This window comes from Lachnospiraceae bacterium KGMB03038 (assembly GCA_007361935.1).
Lineage (GTDB): Bacteria > Bacillota > Clostridia > Lachnospirales > Lachnospiraceae > Massilistercora.
This window is the reverse complement of sequence record CP041667.1, coordinates 2788785-2807278: the sequence shown is the minus strand read 5'-3', so window position 1 is coordinate 2807278 and position 18494 is coordinate 2788785. Positions and strand designations below refer to the sequence as shown.

Genomic DNA, 18494 nt, shown 5'->3' with positions numbered 1-18494 from the left:
TATGAGAAATATAATAAAAACTGAATTTTTAAAATTAAAACGATATTCTGTAATAAAAGCCGGAATTATTATGACAACACTTTCTCCGTTGCTGTCACTGTTTTATTCCACAGCCAACGGTGGACCGACATGGACGTTTGACTATTTTATGCAACAGGTTATGATTAGTAATTGTACCTTATTTTTTCCGATTATTATTGCACTGATTGCAGGTTATATCATAACAAGGGAATATACAGACGATACTATGAAGAATATATTAACAATTCCTATTCCATATAAACAGTTACTTTCTGGAAAATTACTTATTCTATTGCTGTTGACAATCAGCTTTAGTCTTATAGGTTGTGTGATAGCATTAGTAATCAATATTATTGTCGGATTTCCGGGAGTTCATTTTGGCAATCTACTCAATATGTTTATTCGTGTTACTGGGGCGAATATAGGAATTTATATTTCAGTCTTGCCGATTATTCTGATATTCTGTTGTTCGGCAAATAATTTTTTGGGTGGAGTTGCACTAGCTTTTGTGTATGGATATTTTGGAACTTTTGAAGGAACACTGTTAAATTATTATCCGATTAAAGCAAGCATGATTTTAGTAGACCCTACTTGTGGTGCGGAATATGGTTATACTTATCACATTTTCCCCGCTTTCATTACAATAGTTTTGACTTTCTTGATTTCTATGATTATTCTTGCAAATAAAAAGAAAGAACCCGGTACATTGACTGTTGGTAAGAAGAAAAAAGCAGTTAGAAAAAAAGGTTGGTAAATACCAAAAAGATTGAACCGAAAATATGTATCATCTATTTAATAATTATGGAGGTAAAGATATGATGTATAGGACAGAATTATTAGAAGAAATTACTATTGAAAATGCGACAGTGAAAATCAATGCCAAAATAGAGGAAATGGAAAAGGAAAGCTATCGCCTTGTCACAATGTCATTTTGGGGAACCGAAAGGGCTGTATTGGTTTTCAAAAAAGGATTAAAGGGCAGTTTGCTTTAATATGTAGCTATCTAAATAGAAAATTACTCATTCTAAATTAACATCGGAGGTATAACTTATGGAAAAGGAAACAACAGGAACTGTAATTTCAGTTACAAAACAATGGTGGTTAAAAGTAAATCGTAAACCTGTCCGTACCCATGCTATGGATGGTGCAGCTTTTCCACATATTATCAAGGTCAAATACACGATAGGCGTCAAAGATTACACCTGCCAAAAATGGATTGGCGCAGGAAACAAAATTCCTGACAAGGGAACAACGATTAAAGTTATCTATTGTGAAGATAAACCATCAAAAGCAAGAATTGAACTCTGATTCAAATAGCTTGATATGGTAGGTTTTATTCGGTGTGGAGTAACAAGTTTTGGTAATTTGGATTCCTCACTACTGAAAAAATAGTGTCTTTTATGCACACTTCCTAATTCTACGCTACGACAGCAAAAGAAAAAAAGCCGTCGTAGCGCAGACATATTTTCACGCGCATTTGAAGCGGTGGCTTTAATTTTTAGAGCCGCCGCTTCTTTTTGTCTACTGCTAACATAAATTAGCGGCATTTAGGAGGGCTGCCGCTATGGGGATTTCTTTGTTGCTATACAGCATACATAGGTTACATTCATTAAAAAAAGTATAGCTCCCCCACCGGACAAGTCCGACTATACAGATGAACTATCAAATCAATTAAATACTGCTGTTATTTCCTATGCGTCGGTCTGCGCCTTGCAGATGGGCGCATTTTGCATTTTACAGAAGATTTTTCAAAGAAATTTTCGCTTTCGTCCGGCGTTTAAAAAAGTCGTCTGTATTATCCCGCGAAAAGGGGAGGTACTACCGCCTTTCGGCAGAAAGGAGGTGATTACATGGAACCTAATCGCAGAGAATTTCAGAAGCAATGTGTCTTTCAAAGTTTCTGTAAACGGGTGCTACACAACGAAGCCTGTAACGCCCATGATGAAATCCGGCGACGCAGGAAACGGGAAGTTTCTTTTTGTGACCTTGCCTTGCATGAGGAACGGCAGCTTTACACTACGGATAAATATTTTCAAGCTGAAACAGCCGAGCCGACTTATCAAATGGCAGGAAAAGAAATAACCCCGAAGTTATTGCTTGAAGCAATACGCACCCTGCCGGAAGAAAAGAGAACTGCTATACTTCTGTACTATTTCGAGGGCATGACTGACGTGGAAATCGGAAAAATGTTCAATACGTCGCGCAGCACGATACAGTACAGACGGACAAGCTCTTTTGAACTGTTAAAGAAATATTTGGAGGAACACGCTGATGAATGGAACGAATGGTAATCAAAACGACTACCCGGAAAATGCCCTTGTTCCCTATCCCGTTATTTTGGCGGCGAGCAAAGGCGACCCGGACGCTATGAAAATGGTCTTGCAGCATTTCAGCGGCTACATAGCAAGTCTTTCCATGCGGAAGCTCTACGACGAGCGCGGCAATGTCTATTATGGCGTTGACGAGGATATTCGGGAACGGCTGCAAGCAAGACTGATGAGGGCTATCCTCACTTTTCGGGCTGAATAACCTACGCGATATTGGAACGCTTCTTTCCCCTTTTCCGTTCCATACCGCAAGACAGCCCCCTGCTCTTTGATAAAGAAAGCGGCGCAATAGAACGGCGACGCAGCATAAGGCAAATCGGATACGTTCCTTTTGTGCCGAGCCATGCGGCGGGTACGCCATGACCTTTCTCTTAACAGAAAAGCGAGCGAGAAATACCACACCGTAAAGCAGGGATAGCAGCCTGCGGGCGATAACGCACAGAATACATAATGATACTTCCTTACAGCCATAGTCCGAGCGTTAGAAGCGTCGCAGGCAATGGGTAGGGCTTCGGCAGACCGCCGGAGGGGTGCAAGTCCCATGAGGTTACGCTAATAGCCGTCCGATTAAAGCCTATGTTACAGATTGATTTTTGACCCATTAAGAAAGGGGGACGACAAATTGAACAATAACGACGTGCCGATTTGGGAAAAGTACACTCTTACCATAGAAGAAGCAGCAAAATATTTCCGTATCGGAGAAAGCAAGCTGCGGAAACTGGCAGAAGAAAATCCCGTCCCGGACTGGGTAATGATGAACGGAAACCGTATTCAGATTAAGCGTAAGCAGTTTGAAAAAATGATTGATACGGTGGACGCAATCTAATAGTGAAATCGAGCCTTGAATGTGGTACAATGTAGTCAAGCATATCAAGGCTCTTTCCATTATGGAAAGGAGCATAACGATGTCGGAAAAAAGACGGGATAATAAAAATCGTATTCTCCGCACCGGAGAGAGCCAGAGAAAAGACGGGAGATATGCCTACAAATATATAGATACCTTTGGGAAACCGCAGTTTGTTTATTCTTGGAAGTTAGTGCCTACGGACAAAACCCCGGCAGGAAAGCGCGACGATATAGCGTTGAGGGAAAAAGAGAAAGAAATCCAAAAAGACCTTGACGACGGTATCGACCATATCGGAAAGAAAATGACGGTCTGCCAACTCTACGCAAAGCAGATACGCCACCGGGCAAATGTGCGGCATGGTACAAAGCAGGGGCGAAAACAGCTCATGCGGATTTTGCAGGAGGATAAACTTGGAGCCTGCCGGATTGAAAATGTGAAGCTCTCCGACGCAAAGGAATGGGCGTTACGCATGAAAGAAAAAGGTTACGGCTTCAAGACTATCAACAACCACAAGCGTTCCTTAAAGGCTGCCTTTTACACAGCCATACAGGACGATTGTATTCGTAAAAATCCATTTGACTTCCAGTTGAACACAGTCCTTGAAGATGATACGGAACCAAAGGAACCTCTATCCCCTACGCAGGAAGCGGCTTTTCTGTCCTTTGTACAGCATGATAAAGTCTATCAGAAATACTACGACGAGATTATCATACTGTTAGGGACAGGGCTTCGCATTTCGGAACTCTGCGGACTGACGGAAGCTGACATTGACTTAGACAAACAGCTTATCAATGTAGACCACCAACTTTTGAAGATTGCAGATGTGGGCTACTATGTGGAAACGCCTAAGACGAAAAGCGGCAACCGGGTTATTCCTATGAGTGAAAAAGTGTTGGAAGCATTTCAACGGGTGCTAAATAAACGGAAATATGTACAGCCTGTTATTTTAGAGGGCTACACAAAGTTTCTGTTCCTTAACCGGAACGGCTTGCCAAAAGTGGCAGTCAACTATGAAAGTATGTTCCGGGGGCTTGTAAGGAAATACAACAAAACGCAAAAGGTCGCATTGCCAAAGGTAATGACACCGCACACCTTACGCCACACATTCTGCACCACGTTAGCAAATGCGGGAATGAACCCTAAAGCATTGCAATACATCATGGGACATTCCAACATCAATATGACGCTGAACTATTACGCACACACAACTTCCGAAACGTCAATAACCGAAATGAAGCGGCTGATTGCATAGTAGTAAATGGAGAATTTACTACTCCACATACTACTTTTGAACACAAAAACATACGGGGATATAAGAAGATTTGAGAGTATCTTCCACAATGAAAAATGCCGGAAAAGCCTGTAACAATAGGCTATACCGGCATATAAGAACTTTTGAAAAGATAGTCAAAAATTACTTTGTGATTTAATGATAAATAACAGTGACCTTTTCCTTTTTGCTCTTTACTTTCTCGTTGGCCAGTTTGATGGCATCTTTTCCGCCTTTGATAAAGATTCCGGTGTCTGTCAGGACCATCCCGGATATTCTGCGGCCAAAGTCTATATCTGCCCAAAGGATTTTCTGCTCTCTGGGGACGGGAAACTGTTCTTTGATCTTCTTGGTGTTTGATTTGTTTAATTCCGTTGGAGACGTTTTGAAATGTTTTAACGTTTCTGTCAAAGTGTAATCCATAATTTCTCCTTTATTTCTGCTTTTTCTCTTTGTTTTTTTTCTTCGGGTGCAGCTTGGCGAGCCAGTACGCGGCGCCGCCGGCGACAACGCTTGCGGGGCCTATAAGTCCCGCCGCCATTCCTCCAATGGGAGTCAGCGCGCCGGTCAGCATAGCGGAAAGCGTAGCGGCGGCCGCGCCGCTGGCGGCGGAAGCGCTTACAGCGGCCGCGGCCTCCTTGACTTTATCGTAATCTTCATCCGCCAACGCCTCATAATTGTCTAATAAGATCGTCACAACCTGAGGGAGTATGGTGTTTTCCTTGTTTGTGGCAATCTCGTAGTCGATGACAGAACGGATCGCAATATACTGGGTCAAGGTCATTGGTGTTTTCTTGTTTTCCAGATTGCTGATAGTCTGCTTGGTGACTCCGATTTGTTCACCAAGCTCTTCCGCGGTCCAACCGGCAATTTTCCGGATAGATGAAAGATTATCCTGTAAACATTGAATCTGTTTTTGTTTTTTGGCGTCCATAAGATTTACCTCCCAAATAGACAATATCAAATATATTTATTTATGTCAATATATTTGACTAAATAAAACGATTTGTATTAGGCGTGGAAGTGATTTGATATAGAAAATACAAATAATATATATATCTTTTTTCGATTGGACAGAATTCTTAGGGGGGGGGGTAAAATGGATGTTGGGTGAGAAGCGTGAATATTCAGAAAATTTATCCAAATCAAAAAGATGAACTGCTGCCGGTAGAAAGGATGGAAAGGGTGGCTTCTCCAGAAGCGTTGGACCGTTATCCCTGTGTCCCATTTCTGGGAGACAGCAGTGCATCCTGGATTGGGCAGAATGTCCGTAACTACTGGCATTCTGTGGAATATATGGTAAATACAGAGATTGAAGTCTTTAATCGGTTAGGGCATGATGGATTGGGACTTGGGCCAGATGCGTATGGAATTGCAGAGGCTTTGGGAGCAGAAGTGATTTTCCCAGAGGATTCAGGACCTTATGCGGGTCGTGGGAGAATAGAAGACTATCAGCAGCTTTCAAACAGGGAACTATTAAATCCTAAAAGGGATGGCAGAATGCCTCTTTTTCTGGAGGCATGCAAAATTTTACGGGACAAGGCCGATGGGATTGTAGGAGTGGGGTCCAGTATTGCGGGCCCATTCACGATTGCGGGGTATCTGCGCGGAGTGGAACGCCTGTTGAGAGATATCTATCGAGAAGAAGAAAATGTACATATCTTAATGCGCTACGTGACAGATAGCTGTAAGGTCTGGGTTGATACAGTGGCAGGATTAGATGTGGGGATCAGCATGGCGGATCCGCTTGCTTCTCCAAGTATTTTGAATCCTAAAAAATATGCTAAGTTGGTTTATCCATATACGAAAGAATTAGTCGATTATGTGTATGAAAAAACGGGGAAAAAGCCAGGACTCCATATGTGTGGTAATACGGTGGCAATCTGGCCATATTTGAAACAGCTTTCTGTGGCGAGTCTTAGTTTAGACAATATTATAGATTTTGGAAAGGCGAAGGAAGAGTTTCAGGATGTTTTTTGCATTATGGGGAATGTGGATCCGGTAGGAGTGATCTCTCAAGGGACAAAAGAAGAGATTGAAGCAGATGTCCGTCGCTGTATCCATACCATGGGAAAATGCAAGAAAGGTTATGCGGTAGCTTCTGGATGCCAGATACCAATTGGTACACCGAGAGAAAAGGTAGAGTATTTTGTGGAAGCCGTCCGAAAATACTCTTGTGAAGGCTTACAAAGATGAGAGAAAAAAATGTACTGGAATTAAAACATATTCGAAAAAAATATGGGAATCACCTAGTGCTGGATGATGTGGCGTTTCGTCTTAGGAAAGGCGAGGTTCATGCGCTTGTGGGAGAAAACGGCGCTGGGAAATCAACTTTGATCAAAATTATTTCCGGGGTAGTTAAACCAGAGCCGGGGGCCCAGATTTACGTAGACGGAGAATTAATGCGAAGGATTAACCCGGCAGGAATGCTGGAAAAAGGCATTACAGTTATGTACCAGGATATCAGCCTGTTTCAAAATCTTTCAGTAGCAGAGAACATCTGCATGGGATGTGGAATCAGTGGAATGTTCCGTAGGAGGGACTTGCTTCGAGAAGCAAGAAGAGTTTTGGATTCAATGGGATGTGGGCAGATTGATGAGTCGATGGAGTGTTCACAGTTGAGCATTGCTCAGCAGCAGCTTGTTTTGCTTGCCAGGGCTGTTTATTTTAAGGCGAAGGTTGTGATCATGGACGAACCCACTTCTGCTTTGTCGAGTAGAGAAATCCAGATGCTTTATGAAACGATTCGGAAATTAAAAAAAGAGGTGTCGATAATCTATATTTCTCACAAATTAGACGAGGTATTTCAGATTTCAGATTGGATTACCGTCTTGAGAGATGGGAAGGTGGCAGCGGAAAAGCCAACCAGAGAATATTCTTATCAGGATCTGGTAGAGGCAATGTTAGGAAAACAGATGGATTTTTCAAGGTATCACCATACGGCTCCAAGCGGGAAAGAGATACTCAGGGTCGAAGGATTCACTAAAACTTTCCAATATCAGAATATTTCTTTTTCTATAGGAGCTGGAGAGATCGTAGGATTGATCGGACTTGTTGGATCGGGGAGAACGGAATTAGCACTCGGTCTAATCGGGGCGGTGAAACCAGAAAAGGGAAAAATGTTTCTGGACGGGAAATGGGAAAAAGTCAGTGGAATTTCGGAAGCTATAGAAAAAGGGATTTGTTATCTGACTGAGGATCGGGCAAGATATGGAGTTTTTCTGGAAAAGAGCATTGAACATAATATTACATCGGCTTCTTTGAAGAAATTTGCAGGGCACCTTGGGATGAACCGAAAGAAGGAAGCACAGGCAGCCGATGAAAGTATTCATCATGTGGGGATCAAGACACCCGATAAAAATGAAAAAGTAAAGAATTTGAGTGGTGGGAATCAGCAAAAAGTACTGTTTTCAAAATGGATACATTCAGATCCTAAAATCCTGATTGTTGATGAACCTACATCGGGGGTTGATATTGGAGCGAAAAATGAGATATATCGTCTGTTGACAGAGCTTGCGGATCAAGGAGTGGGGATTCTTATGATTTCTTCTGAGCTAAACGAAGTTCTTGCGGTGGCGGATCGTATACTTGTAATGAATCACGGGCGGATCGTTTATACAAAAGAGAATGACGGGACAGAAGCGGATCAGATTTTAGAAAAAATGATTACAGGATAAAATGATGAAAAAGCAAGAACATACGAAACAATATAGATTCTTATGGCAGAGGGAAATTATGCTGACGGTCTGCATTCTGGCTCTTGGAGCTGTGGCAGGAATGCTGACTGATGAATTTTTTCAAGTGGGGAATCTTGTTAATATTTTAAATAATAACGCAATCTATGGGATTCTAGGAGTCGGGATGACTCTGATCATGGCAACAGGGAATATTGATATTTCTGTAGGCGCCCAGTTTGCTGTGTCAGGAATTTGTACAGCAAAGCTGGCAGTCTATCTAGAAGAAGTAGGACAAAGTTCTATATGGCTGCTGGTATTAACAGCGGTGGGGACAGGTATGGCTCTGGGAGTATTCAATGGTGTTTTAGTGATTTTTCTGAGATTGCCATCTGTGATCGTAACGCTTGGGACACTCAGTGTGATTCGTGGAGGACTATATCTGGTGACAGAAGGAGAATGGATGACTTATCTTCCGAGATGGTATACGTCCGTTTCAAACATTAGCTGGATGGGAGTACGGCTTGTAACAGGAGTTTGGATTTTGCTTCTAGTGTTAACGATGATTCTTTTTCACTATTTTAAATTAGGCAGAGTGATTTTGGCAGTTGGAAATAATAGGGAGTATGCAAATCGGATCGGCGTGTTTATTCCGGCGATTTATCTTATTTCTTTTATTCTGTGGGGAGCTGTTATTGGAATTGCGGCGTTTTTTTTCGTTGCCCAGATCGGGACGATACAGCCGTCCGCGGGCAATGGTTATGAGATGACATTGATCGCCGCAGTGATCATAGGAGGAAATAAGTTAAATGGAGGAACTTTTAAAGCTCTTGGAACCTCTATTGGAATTCTGTTGTTAGGCATTATTGGAAACATTTTAGTTTTAACAAAGGTACCGATGTATTGGCAGAATCTGGCGACAGGGATTGTGATCATCAGCGCGATCGTAGTTTCTATGCTGGCAGATCGCAGAAATTAGAGGGAGATATGAAAAAAATATTATATCCAGAAAAACAATGGAAGAAAAGTAAAAATGAGACTGCGTTGATCATTCTGCTGGTCGCTCTCTGCGTTGTGTTTTCAGTTTTGTCAGACAGCTTTTTCAGACTCCAAAATGCCCAACAGATTTTAAAGCAGTCAGCAGAATTGGGAATTATTGTGCTCGGTATGTCTGCCAGTATTATTTCGGGAGGATTTGACCTGTCAATTGGAGCGTTGGCCGGGCTAAATTCGGTGATTCTCGCTACAATGCTTCAGCAGGGAAGTCCCATATGGCAGGCGGCAGCCGCGGCGCTTCTGTGCAGTTTGGCATGCGGTGTGCTGAATGGCATATTGATTGGAATGTTCCAACTCCAGCCGATGGTCATTACACTTGGTACTTCTACTGTGTTTACGGGGATTGGGACTGTGATATCAGAAGGACATGCCATTTCTGATCTTCCAGAAGGCTTTTTGATCTTTCATAGTACAAGTATGTTAGGAGTTCCGATTCAGTTTTGGATATTTTTAGGGGCGATAGTGATTTTTTCGTATATTTTTCAATATACGAAATATGGAAGGCAGGTTTATCTTCTGGGAAGCAGCTATGAGGCGGCCAGTTACTCAGGTATTCCTTGTAGAAAATGCACCTTTTGGGTATATGTGTTTTCTTCAGTAATGGCTTTTTTGGTGGCGGTTATTATGACGTCTAGAATGGCGACGGGCCGGATCGATTTTGCCGATAACTATGTGATGCAAAGTGTGTCGGCCGCGGTGTTTGGCGGTATTTCTGTAAATGGAGGAAAAGGCAGAATCTATGGCGCTGTTATTGGTGTTTTAATTTATACCGTTTTATCAAATGTGTTTAATCTCCTGGAATTATCGAGGTATCTACATCAAGTAGTCATTGGTGTGATTCTTCTGATTGTTCTTGGGATTAGAAAAAAGATAGAGACATAAGAAAGAGAGGAAAAACGAATGAAAAAAAGAAGTATTCTGGCAGTATTGTTGTGCTGCTGTATGGTTGGGCTAATGGCCTGCCAGAGTAATGACACGGAAACCCAAGAAAGTGAAAGTGACGGAACCTCAGAAGATTCAATCCAGATTGCATATGTGGCTCCAAATCTTGGGACACCGTATTTCACTATTGGTGCGGAAGGAGCAGAAGAAAAGGGAAAAGAACTTGGATATGAAGTAACTTCTGTGGGACCAGCTACAGAGGATGCGGCAGAGCAGTCACAAATGATTGAGGATATTGTAAATCAAGGAGAGGCAGATGCGCTGGTAGTAGCATGTCTGGATTCTTCGTCTCCGGTTCCAGCGCTGAAGAAGGCAAGAGAAGCGGGAATGAAAGTGGTAACATGGGATTTGGATTGTGAGGCAGAAGGCAGAGATTGTTATGCAGGCCTGATGGATCTTGTTTTGATGGGAAATGACTGGGTAGACAGTATGGTCCGCACGATCGGAGAAGAAGGCCAGTATGCAATTATTACCGCAACGACTACTAATGAATTCATGAATAAAAGAATTGAGAATATGAAAGCATACGCATCAGAAAAATATCCGGATTTGGAACTTTTGACAATAGAGTCCTGCGATGCGGATACACAAAAGGCATATCAGATATCTCAGGATTTGATTACTCGCTATCCAGATATGAAATGTATTTTGACTGTTTCTACAGAGGCGTATACCTCTGCGGCAAAGGCTATTGAGGACATGGATAAGGTTGGAGATGTGTATGTGGCTGGAGGCGTCATGCCAAGTATGGCGAAATCTGCTTTTGAAAGCGGAGCAGCCGAGGAGTCTGTATTATGGGATCCTGGTCAGTGGGCAGGATTTGCCGTTGAAGTGGCTGGCCGTCTGGTAGAGGGAGAAACATTTACACCAGGCGAAGATCCGCAGATTCCAGGATTTGATAATGTAGAAGTGGCAAGCGAAGATACGTTGTATTATCATGAACCAATGATATTCACAAAGGATAATGTAGACGATTACGATTTTTAACTCTTGCCAAATAAGAGAAAACCTCTTATAATAGTACACCGTGAAGAAAAGTTCCAAGGACGGAATATCCCTGGAACTTTTCTGCCTTTTGGGGAAAGATATACAACAATAGAAAGAGTACAGACAGGAGTGAAAGAATATGAAACAATTTAAAGAGATCAATCCTTCTCCGCGTACCTTGATGACGCCAGGACCGGTAGAGTCAGATCCGAGAGTACTCCGGGCAATGAGCGCCCATATCCTGGGCCAGTTTGATCCGGAGTTTACGGCGCTTATGAATGAAACGATGGAGATGGAGCGGTATGTATTCCAGACTCAGAATCACCAGACTTATGTAGTAGATACCACATCCAGAGGCGGTTTGGAGACGGTGCTGACGGGAGCGATCTGTCCTGGGGATAAGGTGCTGATTCCGGCATTTGGAAGATTTGGCTATCTGCTGGCTGAGATTCTGGAGAGATGCGGAGCTAAGATCACACTGCTGGAGAAAGATTGGGGAACAGTATTCGACCCGCAGGAAATTGAAGATGCGCTGAAGAAAGACAGCTATAAGGCGGTAGCCTGCATCCATGGGGAGACCTCCACTTCTATGATGCAGCCCTTGAAAGAAATCGGCGAGATCTGTGAAAGACACGGCGTACTGCTGATCGTAGATGCGGTAGCTACGCTGGGAGGAACAGAGGTTAATGTAGACGAGTGGAAGCTGTCCGCCTGCATTTCCGGAACCCAGAAATGTATCTCCGCGCCGTCAGGATCTGCGCTGATCACCTATAACCAGCAGATTGAAGAAATCGTAAAAAAGAGAAAACGTGTGGAGAAGGGAATCCGTACCGAAGATGATGTGGATGGAAAGCTGCCTGGAATCCCAAGCAACTACCTGGATCTTGGACAGTTGGAGGATTACTGGAGCCCAAGGAGACTGAATCACCATACGGAAGCGACCAGTATGCAGTACGCCGTTCATGAGGCACTGCGGTGTATCGTAGATGAGACTTTGGAAGTCCGTTTCGCAAGACACCGTCTGAATGACAAAGCCCTTGTTGCGGGGCTGAAAGCGATGGGGCTTACCATCTTTGGAGACCTGGAGCATAAGATGCCGGTGGTAACCGCGATCAACATTCCAGAAGGGGCAGACGGCAAAGCGATCCGCGGAATGCTTCTGAATGAGTTTGGCATTGAGATCGCAACATCTTTCGGACCGCTGGATGGCAAGATCTTAAGAATCGGAAATATGGGCTACTCCAGCCAGAAGAGAAATATTCTCCTTCTTCTGGGAGCGCTGGAAGCGGTCATGAAGAGAAATGGCGTAAAGGTATCCACTGGCGAGGCTGTTCAGGCGGCTATGGATGTTTACGAGAAAGAGGCAAAATAATAAATACAAAGAGACTGCAAAGTTCTGCGGTCTCTTTTGCTTTTCTGTCAGAAACGGTTCCCGGTTTTCGTCTGGTCAGATTTGGGGTTTTTAATCGCTGATAAATATGATATAGTTAGAAAAGCAGACGAATAGACAGGAGAGAAACTATGCATAACGATATCATTACCATCGGTAAATTTACGATACATGGATATGGTCTGATGATCGGCATTGGATTTGCCGCGGCCTATCTTATGACAGAGTACCGGGCGAAGAAACGGGATATGAATACGGACATGGTCTATATACTTTTCTTCAGCTCCCTGATCTTTGGCCTTCTGGGAGCGAAGGTCTGTTATTATCTGACGATCCTGGATAAAATCCTGAAAGATCCAGCTTTTCTTCTGGAGGAGGGATTTGTAGTATACGGCGGGATCATCGGAGGGGTACTGGCCGGGTATATTGCGTGCCGGATAAAGAAAGAAAACTTCTGGAAGTTTTTTGACCTGGTGGCACCGTCTATTGCTCTGGCTCAGGGTTTCGGACGGATCGGCTGCCTGCTGGCAGGCTGCTGTTACGGAAAAGAGACGGCATCGGCCTTGTCGATTACCTTTCAGAACTCAGATTTTGCTCCCAATGGTGTAGCCTTGATTCCTACACAGATCTATTCCAGCCTGCTGGATTTCTTAAACTGCTTTGTTCTCTGTCTGATCGCCCGGCATACCAAGAAAGACCGGGTGGTGGCAGGCTGTTATCTTATTTTCTACAGTATCGGAAGATTCATTCTGGAATTCTTCCGCGGAGACCTGGAGCGGGGAAGTGTTGGAATCTTAAGTACCTCTCAGTTTATCTCCATCTTCATCCTGGCGGCGGGACTCCTTTTGCTGGTGTGGGCCAGCGGAAAGCTGACGAGGGAGAAAGATTCCAGTTTGAACGATTTATAAAAGGAAGTGAGAACAAAAAGCGGAGGTGATACAGATGGTGCTGGAGGGCTTTGACCAGGAAAAGCATCAGCTTACCAAAGAAGAGACAGAGAACTATATGAAGCAATTCTGGCAGGAAACTGATAGATATGGAGTGTAATGTAACCTTAAGATTGCCTGAACGCAGAAGCAAACTGCTCCCGCGTTCAGGCAATCGGCGCTTTTCGGACGGCATTGTCCTGGAAACGGAAATAATCCGGCCGATGGCGGGACTGGGTATATTCAAACATGATCCCATCGCTGTTGTAGGTCTGACTTGAGATCACGGCCATACAGTTATAATCATTTACATCTAATTCCAAATATTTCTCATCGATCTGCGTGATCTTCATAACCGTTACGACTCGTTTGCTATTTACGATGGTCATATGAAGGGTGTTTTCCAGATAGTCGTAGATCGAGTGTTCCGCGATTTCTTTAGTCAGCCCAGGAACCGCGCTTTTAAGAAAATAATTGTGGTTCAGGATCAGCGGCTTTTCGTCTAAATAATGGAGTCTTTGGATATAATATAATTCATCCCCTTTTTCAAAGCCGGTCTGGCGTGCGATTTTGTCATCCGCTGTCAATTCTATGAATTGCAGGACCCGTGTCCGGCCTTTCTGATGGTTGCGTCTGGAAGCCTCGTGGAAGGATTCGATTCCTCCGATGGTGTAATAGGTAGGCGCTACCGGGAGATAGATATTGCGGACCCCTTTTCCCTGGATACTTTGTACATATCCATCGGCTACTAACTGAGCGACGGCCCGGCGGATCGTATTTCTGGAACATCCATAGGCGGCCACCAGAGAGTGTTCCGATGGAAGAAGATCCTGATAGGCATATTCCTCATTTTCTATTTTTTGCTTCAGATCCCGATAGATCTCATTATATTTTGCTTTTGGCATAATGCTTCGACCTGTCTTTCGTGAGGGTTACTTGTTTAAACATCTTTCTGATTTTATTATAAAGAGATTAGCGGAAAAGTCAAGGAAATGCGTTGACATGTTTAAACAAGTGTGCTATATTCTACTTGTTTAAACAAGCTAAAGGAATCATGTAGGAGGCACAAACATGGCAAGGTACACGGAAGATGTACAAGAACTGCTGAAACTGATCGGCGGGAAAGAAAATATTTCAGCGGTATCCCACTGTATGACAAGAATGAGATTCGTTCTGGTGGATGAGAAGAAAGCAGATACCAAGGCAATCGAGAAGATTAAGGCGGTCAAGGGTACCTTTACCCAGGCCGGACAGTATCAGGTGATCATCGGGAATGACGTATCTACCTTCTATAACGAATTTACAGCATACGCGGGAGTCGAAGGGGTCAGTAAGGAGGCGGCCAAGCAGGCGGCCAAAACAAATCAGAGTTGGCTTCAGCGCCTGATGAGCAATCTGGGAGAGATTTTCGCGCCCATCATCCCCGCGCTGATATGCGGAGGTCTTGTGCTGGGCTTCCGCAATGTGATCGACAGCATCGCGTTTTTTGAAAACGGGACCAAAACATTAGTAGATATTTCTCAATTCTGGGCAGGTGTTGACAGCTTCCTTTGGCTGATCGGAGAGGCGGTATTCTGGTTGCTTCCGGTAGATATCGTGTGGTCTATCACGAAGAAGATGGGGACAACGCAGATCCTTGGGATCATCTTGGGATTGACCTTGGTTTCTTCTCAGCTCCTGAATGGATTTGATGTGGCTTCCACTCCGGCGGATCAGATTCCGGTTTGGGACTTTGGGTTTGCCAAGGTTCAAATGATCGGATATCAGGGCCAGGTAATCGCGGCTATGCTGGCAGGATTTGTCCTGGTATATCTGGAGAAATTCTTCCGTAAGATCTGCCCGGCGGTAGTCAGTATGATCGTGGTTCCCTTTTGCTCGCTGGTACCGGCGGTATTCATCGCACATATGGTCGTTGGCCCTGTCGGCTGGACCATCGGAAACGCGATCGCGGACGTGGTCTACGCAGGTCTGACTTCGGATTTTCGTTTTATATTCGCGGGGATCTTTGGCTTTCTGTACGCTCCCGTAGTCATGACGGGGCTGCATCATATGACCAATGCCATTGACAGCCAGCTGATCGCGTCTACACCCACCCAGACTACGATCTTATGGCCGATGATCGCATTGAGCAATATTGCCCAGGGTTCCGCGGTTTTAGCGATGAGCGTATTGCAGAAGAAGAATGAGCGCGCTCAGCAGGTAAATGTACCGGCATGTATCTCCTGCTATCTGGGGGTTACAGAGCCGGCGTTGTTCGGCGTGAATTTGAGATACGGATTTCCTCTGTTCTGCGGGATGGTCGGATCGGCCTGCGCGGCTGTGATCTCCGTGGGATTTGGAGTCCAGGCTTTAAGTATCGGCGTCGGCGGCTTGCCGGGGATTCTTTCGATCGTGCCTCAGTATTACCTGGTCTTTGCCCTTGCCATGCTGACTGCCGTCGTGGTCCCGTTTATCCTTACTTTTATGGTGGGGAAGGCGAAACTGTCCAAAGCGGACTTGTTTGGCGAAGAAGCTGACATAAAAGAGAAAGAAGCGGAAGAGCAGGATGAAAAAGAACAGGAAACGCCAACCGGGGTCACAGAGCTGAAAGCAGGGCTGACGGGAAAGGTGATTCCCATCAGTGAAGTACCAGACGAGGTCTTCTCTCAGTGTGTGATGGGAGAAGGAGTCGCCATTGAGCCGGAGAATGATACAGTAGTCGCGCCGGGAGACGCCACGGTGGGCGTGGTCATGGCGGATACCGGACATGCCTGCGGCCTGGTATTTGCCAACGGCGCGGAACTTTTGATCCATGTCGGCATCGATACGGTAGACATGGGAGGAGACGGCTTTGAGCTTTTGGTGGAACAAGGGCAGCAGGTCAAGGAAGGCCAGCCGCTGATCCGCTTTGATAAAGAAAAGATCCGCGCGGCGGGCCATCCTTCTGTGACCGTGTTTATTGTGACGGAAGAAGGAGAAGCGGGCAGCGCCGAATATCTTTCAGGAATGGACGCTGTGGCGGGAGAGACCCCGATCATCAGATTCGCGTAAGGAGGGACGGCGATGTCAGATTTTAAGAAGAGTGTCGTATATCAGATTTATCCAAAGTCTTTCTATGACAGTAATGGGGATGGCTTTGGAGATCTGAAAGGGGTAACGGAAAAGCTGGATTATATCAAAGAGCTTGGGGCGGATTATATCTGGCTGACGCCATTTTTTGTATCCCCGCAGAATGATAATGGATACGATGTGGAAGATTATTACCGGGTGGACCCAAGATATGGGACGATGGAAGATCTGGAAGAGTTGATCCGGGAAGCCGGAGAACGAGGGATATCCTTGATGTTTGATATGGTTTTCAATCATACATCCAGCCATCACGAATGGTTCCAGAAGGCGCTTGCCGGAGATGAGAAATATAAAGAGTTTTATATCTTCCGAAAAGGGAAGAAGCCGGGAACGCCGCCTACCAACTGGGAGAGTAAGTTTGGCGGGAGCGCTTGGGAGTATGTGGAGGAATTTGACGAATATTATCTGCATCTTTTTGATGTGACTCAGCCGGATTTAAACTGGGAAAATCCGGAAGTGAGAAAAGAGATCCAGAAGGTGGTCCGATTCTGGATGGAAAAAGGCGTCAAAGGATTCCGGTTTGATGTGGTCAATTTGATCAGTAAGGGGAAATATGAGGACGACGATGAGGGCGACGGCCGCCGGTTCTATACAGATGGGCCTAAGATCCATGAATATCTTCAGGAACTAAACGAAACGACTTTCGGAACAGACGCTCAGATCATTACTGTAGGCGAGATGTCCAGCACTACGATGGAGAACTGTTACCGTTACGCGGGAGAGGATGGAAAAGAGCTTTCTATGGTCTTTAGTTTCCATCATTTGAAAGTAGATTTTATGGGAAATGAGAAATGGGTCATGGTTCCCTTTGATTTTCTCAAATTAAAAAGGATCTTGTTTGACTGGCAGACCCATATGGCGGAGCACCATGCTTGGAATGCCGTATTCTGGTGTAATCACGACCAGCCAAGAGTGGTATCCAGATTTGGAAATACCAAAAGATACTGGAAGGAATCGGGGAAGATGCTGGCTACAGTCATCCATTGTCTCAGAGGTACTCCATATATTTATCAGGGAGAAGAACTGGGGATGACCAATCCGGGATTTACAGACATCTCCCAGTACCGGGATGTGGAAAGTCTGAATCATTTTCGGATTCTTCAGGAGAAGGGGCTGACAGAAGAAAACGCGTACCAGATCCTTCAGATCCACTCCAGAGACAACAGCCGTACGCCGGTACAGTGGAAGGATGAGGAGAACGGCGGGTTTACATCGGGGAAACCCTGGATAGAGGTGAATCCTAATTACCATACAGTCAATGCGGAGGCGGAGCTGGAAGATGAAGATTCTATCTTCCATTATTATCAAAAACTGGCGGCTTTGCGCAAAGAGTATGATATCATAGGATATGGAGATTTTGAGCCGCTGGATGAAGCCCATCCTTCTGTGCTTGCCTACCGCCGGCGCTGGAAGGGGGAGACACTGCTTGTGATCTGTAATTTCTACGGGAAGGAGACGGCCTGGGAGATGGACGAGGATCTGAAACAGTATAGCTGTCTTCTGAGTAATTATAAAGACCCGGCGCCGGAAGAAGGCGGGATCACTCTGCGGCCTTATGAGGCGGCGGTTCTGTACAAGAAGGACTGAAACGGGGAGAATTGGAAATAAACACGGCAGTACAGAGGGCCTTTGACGGCTCTGGTATCATAATATAATACATTAAAAAAGGAGAGATGATCTATGAAAACGATTAAGTACACTATCCAGGATGAATTAGGAATCCACGCGAGACCAGCAGGAGTTCTGCAAAAAGAAGTGAAGAAATTCCAGTCCAAGATCACTTTGGAAGGAAACGGGAAAACAGCGGAAGCTGGGAAACTGCTGGCAGTGATGGGGATGGGGATCAAACACGGGACAGAGATCACTATCACAGCAGACGGCCCAGATGAGGAAGAGGCAATCGCCGCGATGGAGACTTTCTTCAAAGAGAATCTGTAATCGCGGGA

The 18494-nt window shown here is 44.7% G+C and carries 19 protein-coding genes; 16 read left to right on the top strand and 3 right to left on the bottom strand.

The window, feature by feature from the left end:
- Position 1: 1 nt before the first annotated feature.
- From FND36_13800 to FND36_13775, 6 genes are all read left to right on the top strand, one after another.
- Complete coding sequence (locus tag FND36_13800) at positions 2-775, top strand: ABC transporter permease (GenBank protein QDW75024.1); 774 nt, start codon at positions 2-4, stop codon at positions 773-775.
- 296 nt (positions 776-1071) lie between these two features.
- Positions 1072-1329, top strand: coding sequence for a sugar ABC transporter permease (locus FND36_13795; GenBank protein QDW75023.1), 258 nt, complete (start codon positions 1072-1074; stop codon positions 1327-1329).
- A gap of 542 nt (positions 1330-1871) precedes the next feature.
- Entirely contained in the window at positions 1872-2312 is a 441-nt protein-coding gene (locus FND36_13790; protein QDW75022.1) for a sigma-70 family RNA polymerase sigma factor, read from the top strand.
- Positions 2293-2550 (top strand): helix-turn-helix domain-containing protein, encoded by a 258-nt coding sequence (locus tag FND36_13785; GenBank protein ID QDW75021.1) that lies wholly within the window; start codon positions 2293-2295, stop codon positions 2548-2550. Before FND36_13790 ends, FND36_13785 begins: the two co-directional genes overlap by 20 nt.
- Positions 2551-2970: 420 nt before the next feature.
- Positions 2971-3174: a helix-turn-helix domain-containing protein gene (locus tag FND36_13780; GenBank protein QDW75020.1), complete on the top strand. Its 204-nt coding sequence runs from the start codon at positions 2971-2973 to the stop codon at positions 3172-3174.
- A gap of 79 nt (positions 3175-3253) precedes the next feature.
- Positions 3254-4447, top strand: coding sequence for a site-specific integrase (locus tag FND36_13775; protein QDW75019.1), 1194 nt, complete (start codon positions 3254-3256; stop codon positions 4445-4447).
- A gap of 174 nt (positions 4448-4621) precedes the next feature.
- Here FND36_13775 and FND36_13770 read toward each other — a convergent pair whose 3' ends face one another.
- Together FND36_13770 and FND36_13765 are read right to left on the bottom strand one after the other, a co-directional pair.
- Positions 4622-4888: a hypothetical protein gene (locus tag FND36_13770; GenBank protein QDW75018.1), complete on the bottom strand. Its 267-nt coding sequence runs from the start codon at positions 4886-4888 to the stop codon at positions 4622-4624.
- A gap of 10 nt (positions 4889-4898) precedes the next feature.
- Positions 4899-5399: a helix-turn-helix transcriptional regulator gene (locus FND36_13765; GenBank protein QDW75017.1), complete on the bottom strand. Its 501-nt coding sequence runs from the start codon at positions 5397-5399 to the stop codon at positions 4899-4901.
- A 185-nt stretch (positions 5400-5584) separates the two neighbouring features.
- Here FND36_13765 and FND36_13760 point away from each other — a divergent pair, with 185 nt between their 5' ends.
- The 7 genes from FND36_13760 to lgt all read left to right on the top strand — a co-directional run bounded on the left by FND36_13760 (position 5585) and on the right by lgt (position 13422).
- Positions 5585-6661 carry an MtaA/CmuA family methyltransferase gene (locus FND36_13760; GenBank protein ID QDW75016.1) on the top strand — a complete coding sequence of 359 codons (1077 nt, stop codon included), beginning with the start codon at positions 5585-5587 and terminating at the stop codon, positions 6659-6661.
- The gene (locus FND36_13755; protein QDW75015.1) at positions 6658-8142 is read left to right on the top strand and encodes a sugar ABC transporter ATP-binding protein; all 1485 of its coding nucleotides are present in this window, start codon (positions 6658-6660) and stop codon (positions 8140-8142) included. Before FND36_13760 ends, FND36_13755 begins: the two co-directional genes overlap by 4 nt.
- Before the next feature lies 1 nt (position 8143).
- The gene (locus FND36_13750) at positions 8144-9118 is read left to right on the top strand and encodes an ABC transporter permease (GenBank protein QDW75014.1); all 975 of its coding nucleotides are present in this window, start codon (positions 8144-8146) and stop codon (positions 9116-9118) included.
- Positions 9043-10077, top strand: a complete 1035-nt coding sequence (locus tag FND36_13745) for an ABC transporter permease (protein QDW75013.1) — start codon at positions 9043-9045, stop codon at positions 10075-10077. The genes FND36_13750 and FND36_13745 overlap by 76 nt, the downstream gene beginning before the upstream one ends.
- 18 nt (positions 10078-10095) lie before the next feature.
- Positions 10096-11124 carry a substrate-binding domain-containing protein gene (locus FND36_13740; protein ID QDW75012.1) on the top strand — a complete coding sequence of 343 codons (1029 nt, stop codon included), beginning with the start codon at positions 10096-10098 and terminating at the stop codon, positions 11122-11124.
- A gap of 139 nt (positions 11125-11263) precedes the next feature.
- A complete protein-coding gene (locus tag FND36_13735; protein QDW75011.1) occupies positions 11264-12496 on the top strand; it encodes an alanine--glyoxylate aminotransferase family protein in 1233 nt (410 codons plus the stop codon).
- 149 nt (positions 12497-12645) lie between these two features.
- Positions 12646-13422: a prolipoprotein diacylglyceryl transferase gene (gene lgt / locus FND36_13730; GenBank protein QDW75010.1), complete on the top strand. Its 777-nt coding sequence runs from the start codon at positions 12646-12648 to the stop codon at positions 13420-13422.
- Positions 13423-13607: 185 nt separating this feature from the next.
- Here the strand turns inward: lgt and treR are convergent, their stop codons facing one another.
- Entirely contained in the window at positions 13608-14345 is a 738-nt protein-coding gene (treR, locus tag FND36_13725; protein QDW75009.1) for a trehalose operon repressor, read from the bottom strand.
- A gap of 166 nt (positions 14346-14511) precedes the next feature.
- On the opposite strand from treR, the gene treB reads away from it, so the two are divergent.
- The 3 genes from treB to FND36_13710 all read left to right on the top strand — a co-directional run bounded on the left by treB (position 14512) and on the right by FND36_13710 (position 18486).
- Positions 14512-16470: a PTS trehalose transporter subunit IIBC gene (gene treB, locus FND36_13720; GenBank protein ID QDW75008.1), complete on the top strand. Its 1959-nt coding sequence runs from the start codon at positions 14512-14514 to the stop codon at positions 16468-16470.
- A gap of 12 nt (positions 16471-16482) precedes the next feature.
- Entirely contained in the window at positions 16483-18135 is a 1653-nt protein-coding gene (gene treC / locus FND36_13715; GenBank protein QDW75007.1) for an alpha,alpha-phosphotrehalase, read from the top strand.
- 93 nt (positions 18136-18228) lie between these two features.
- A complete protein-coding gene (locus FND36_13710) occupies positions 18229-18486 on the top strand; it encodes an HPr family phosphocarrier protein (GenBank protein QDW75006.1) in 258 nt (85 codons plus the stop codon).
- Positions 18487-18494: the final 8 nt, after the last annotated feature.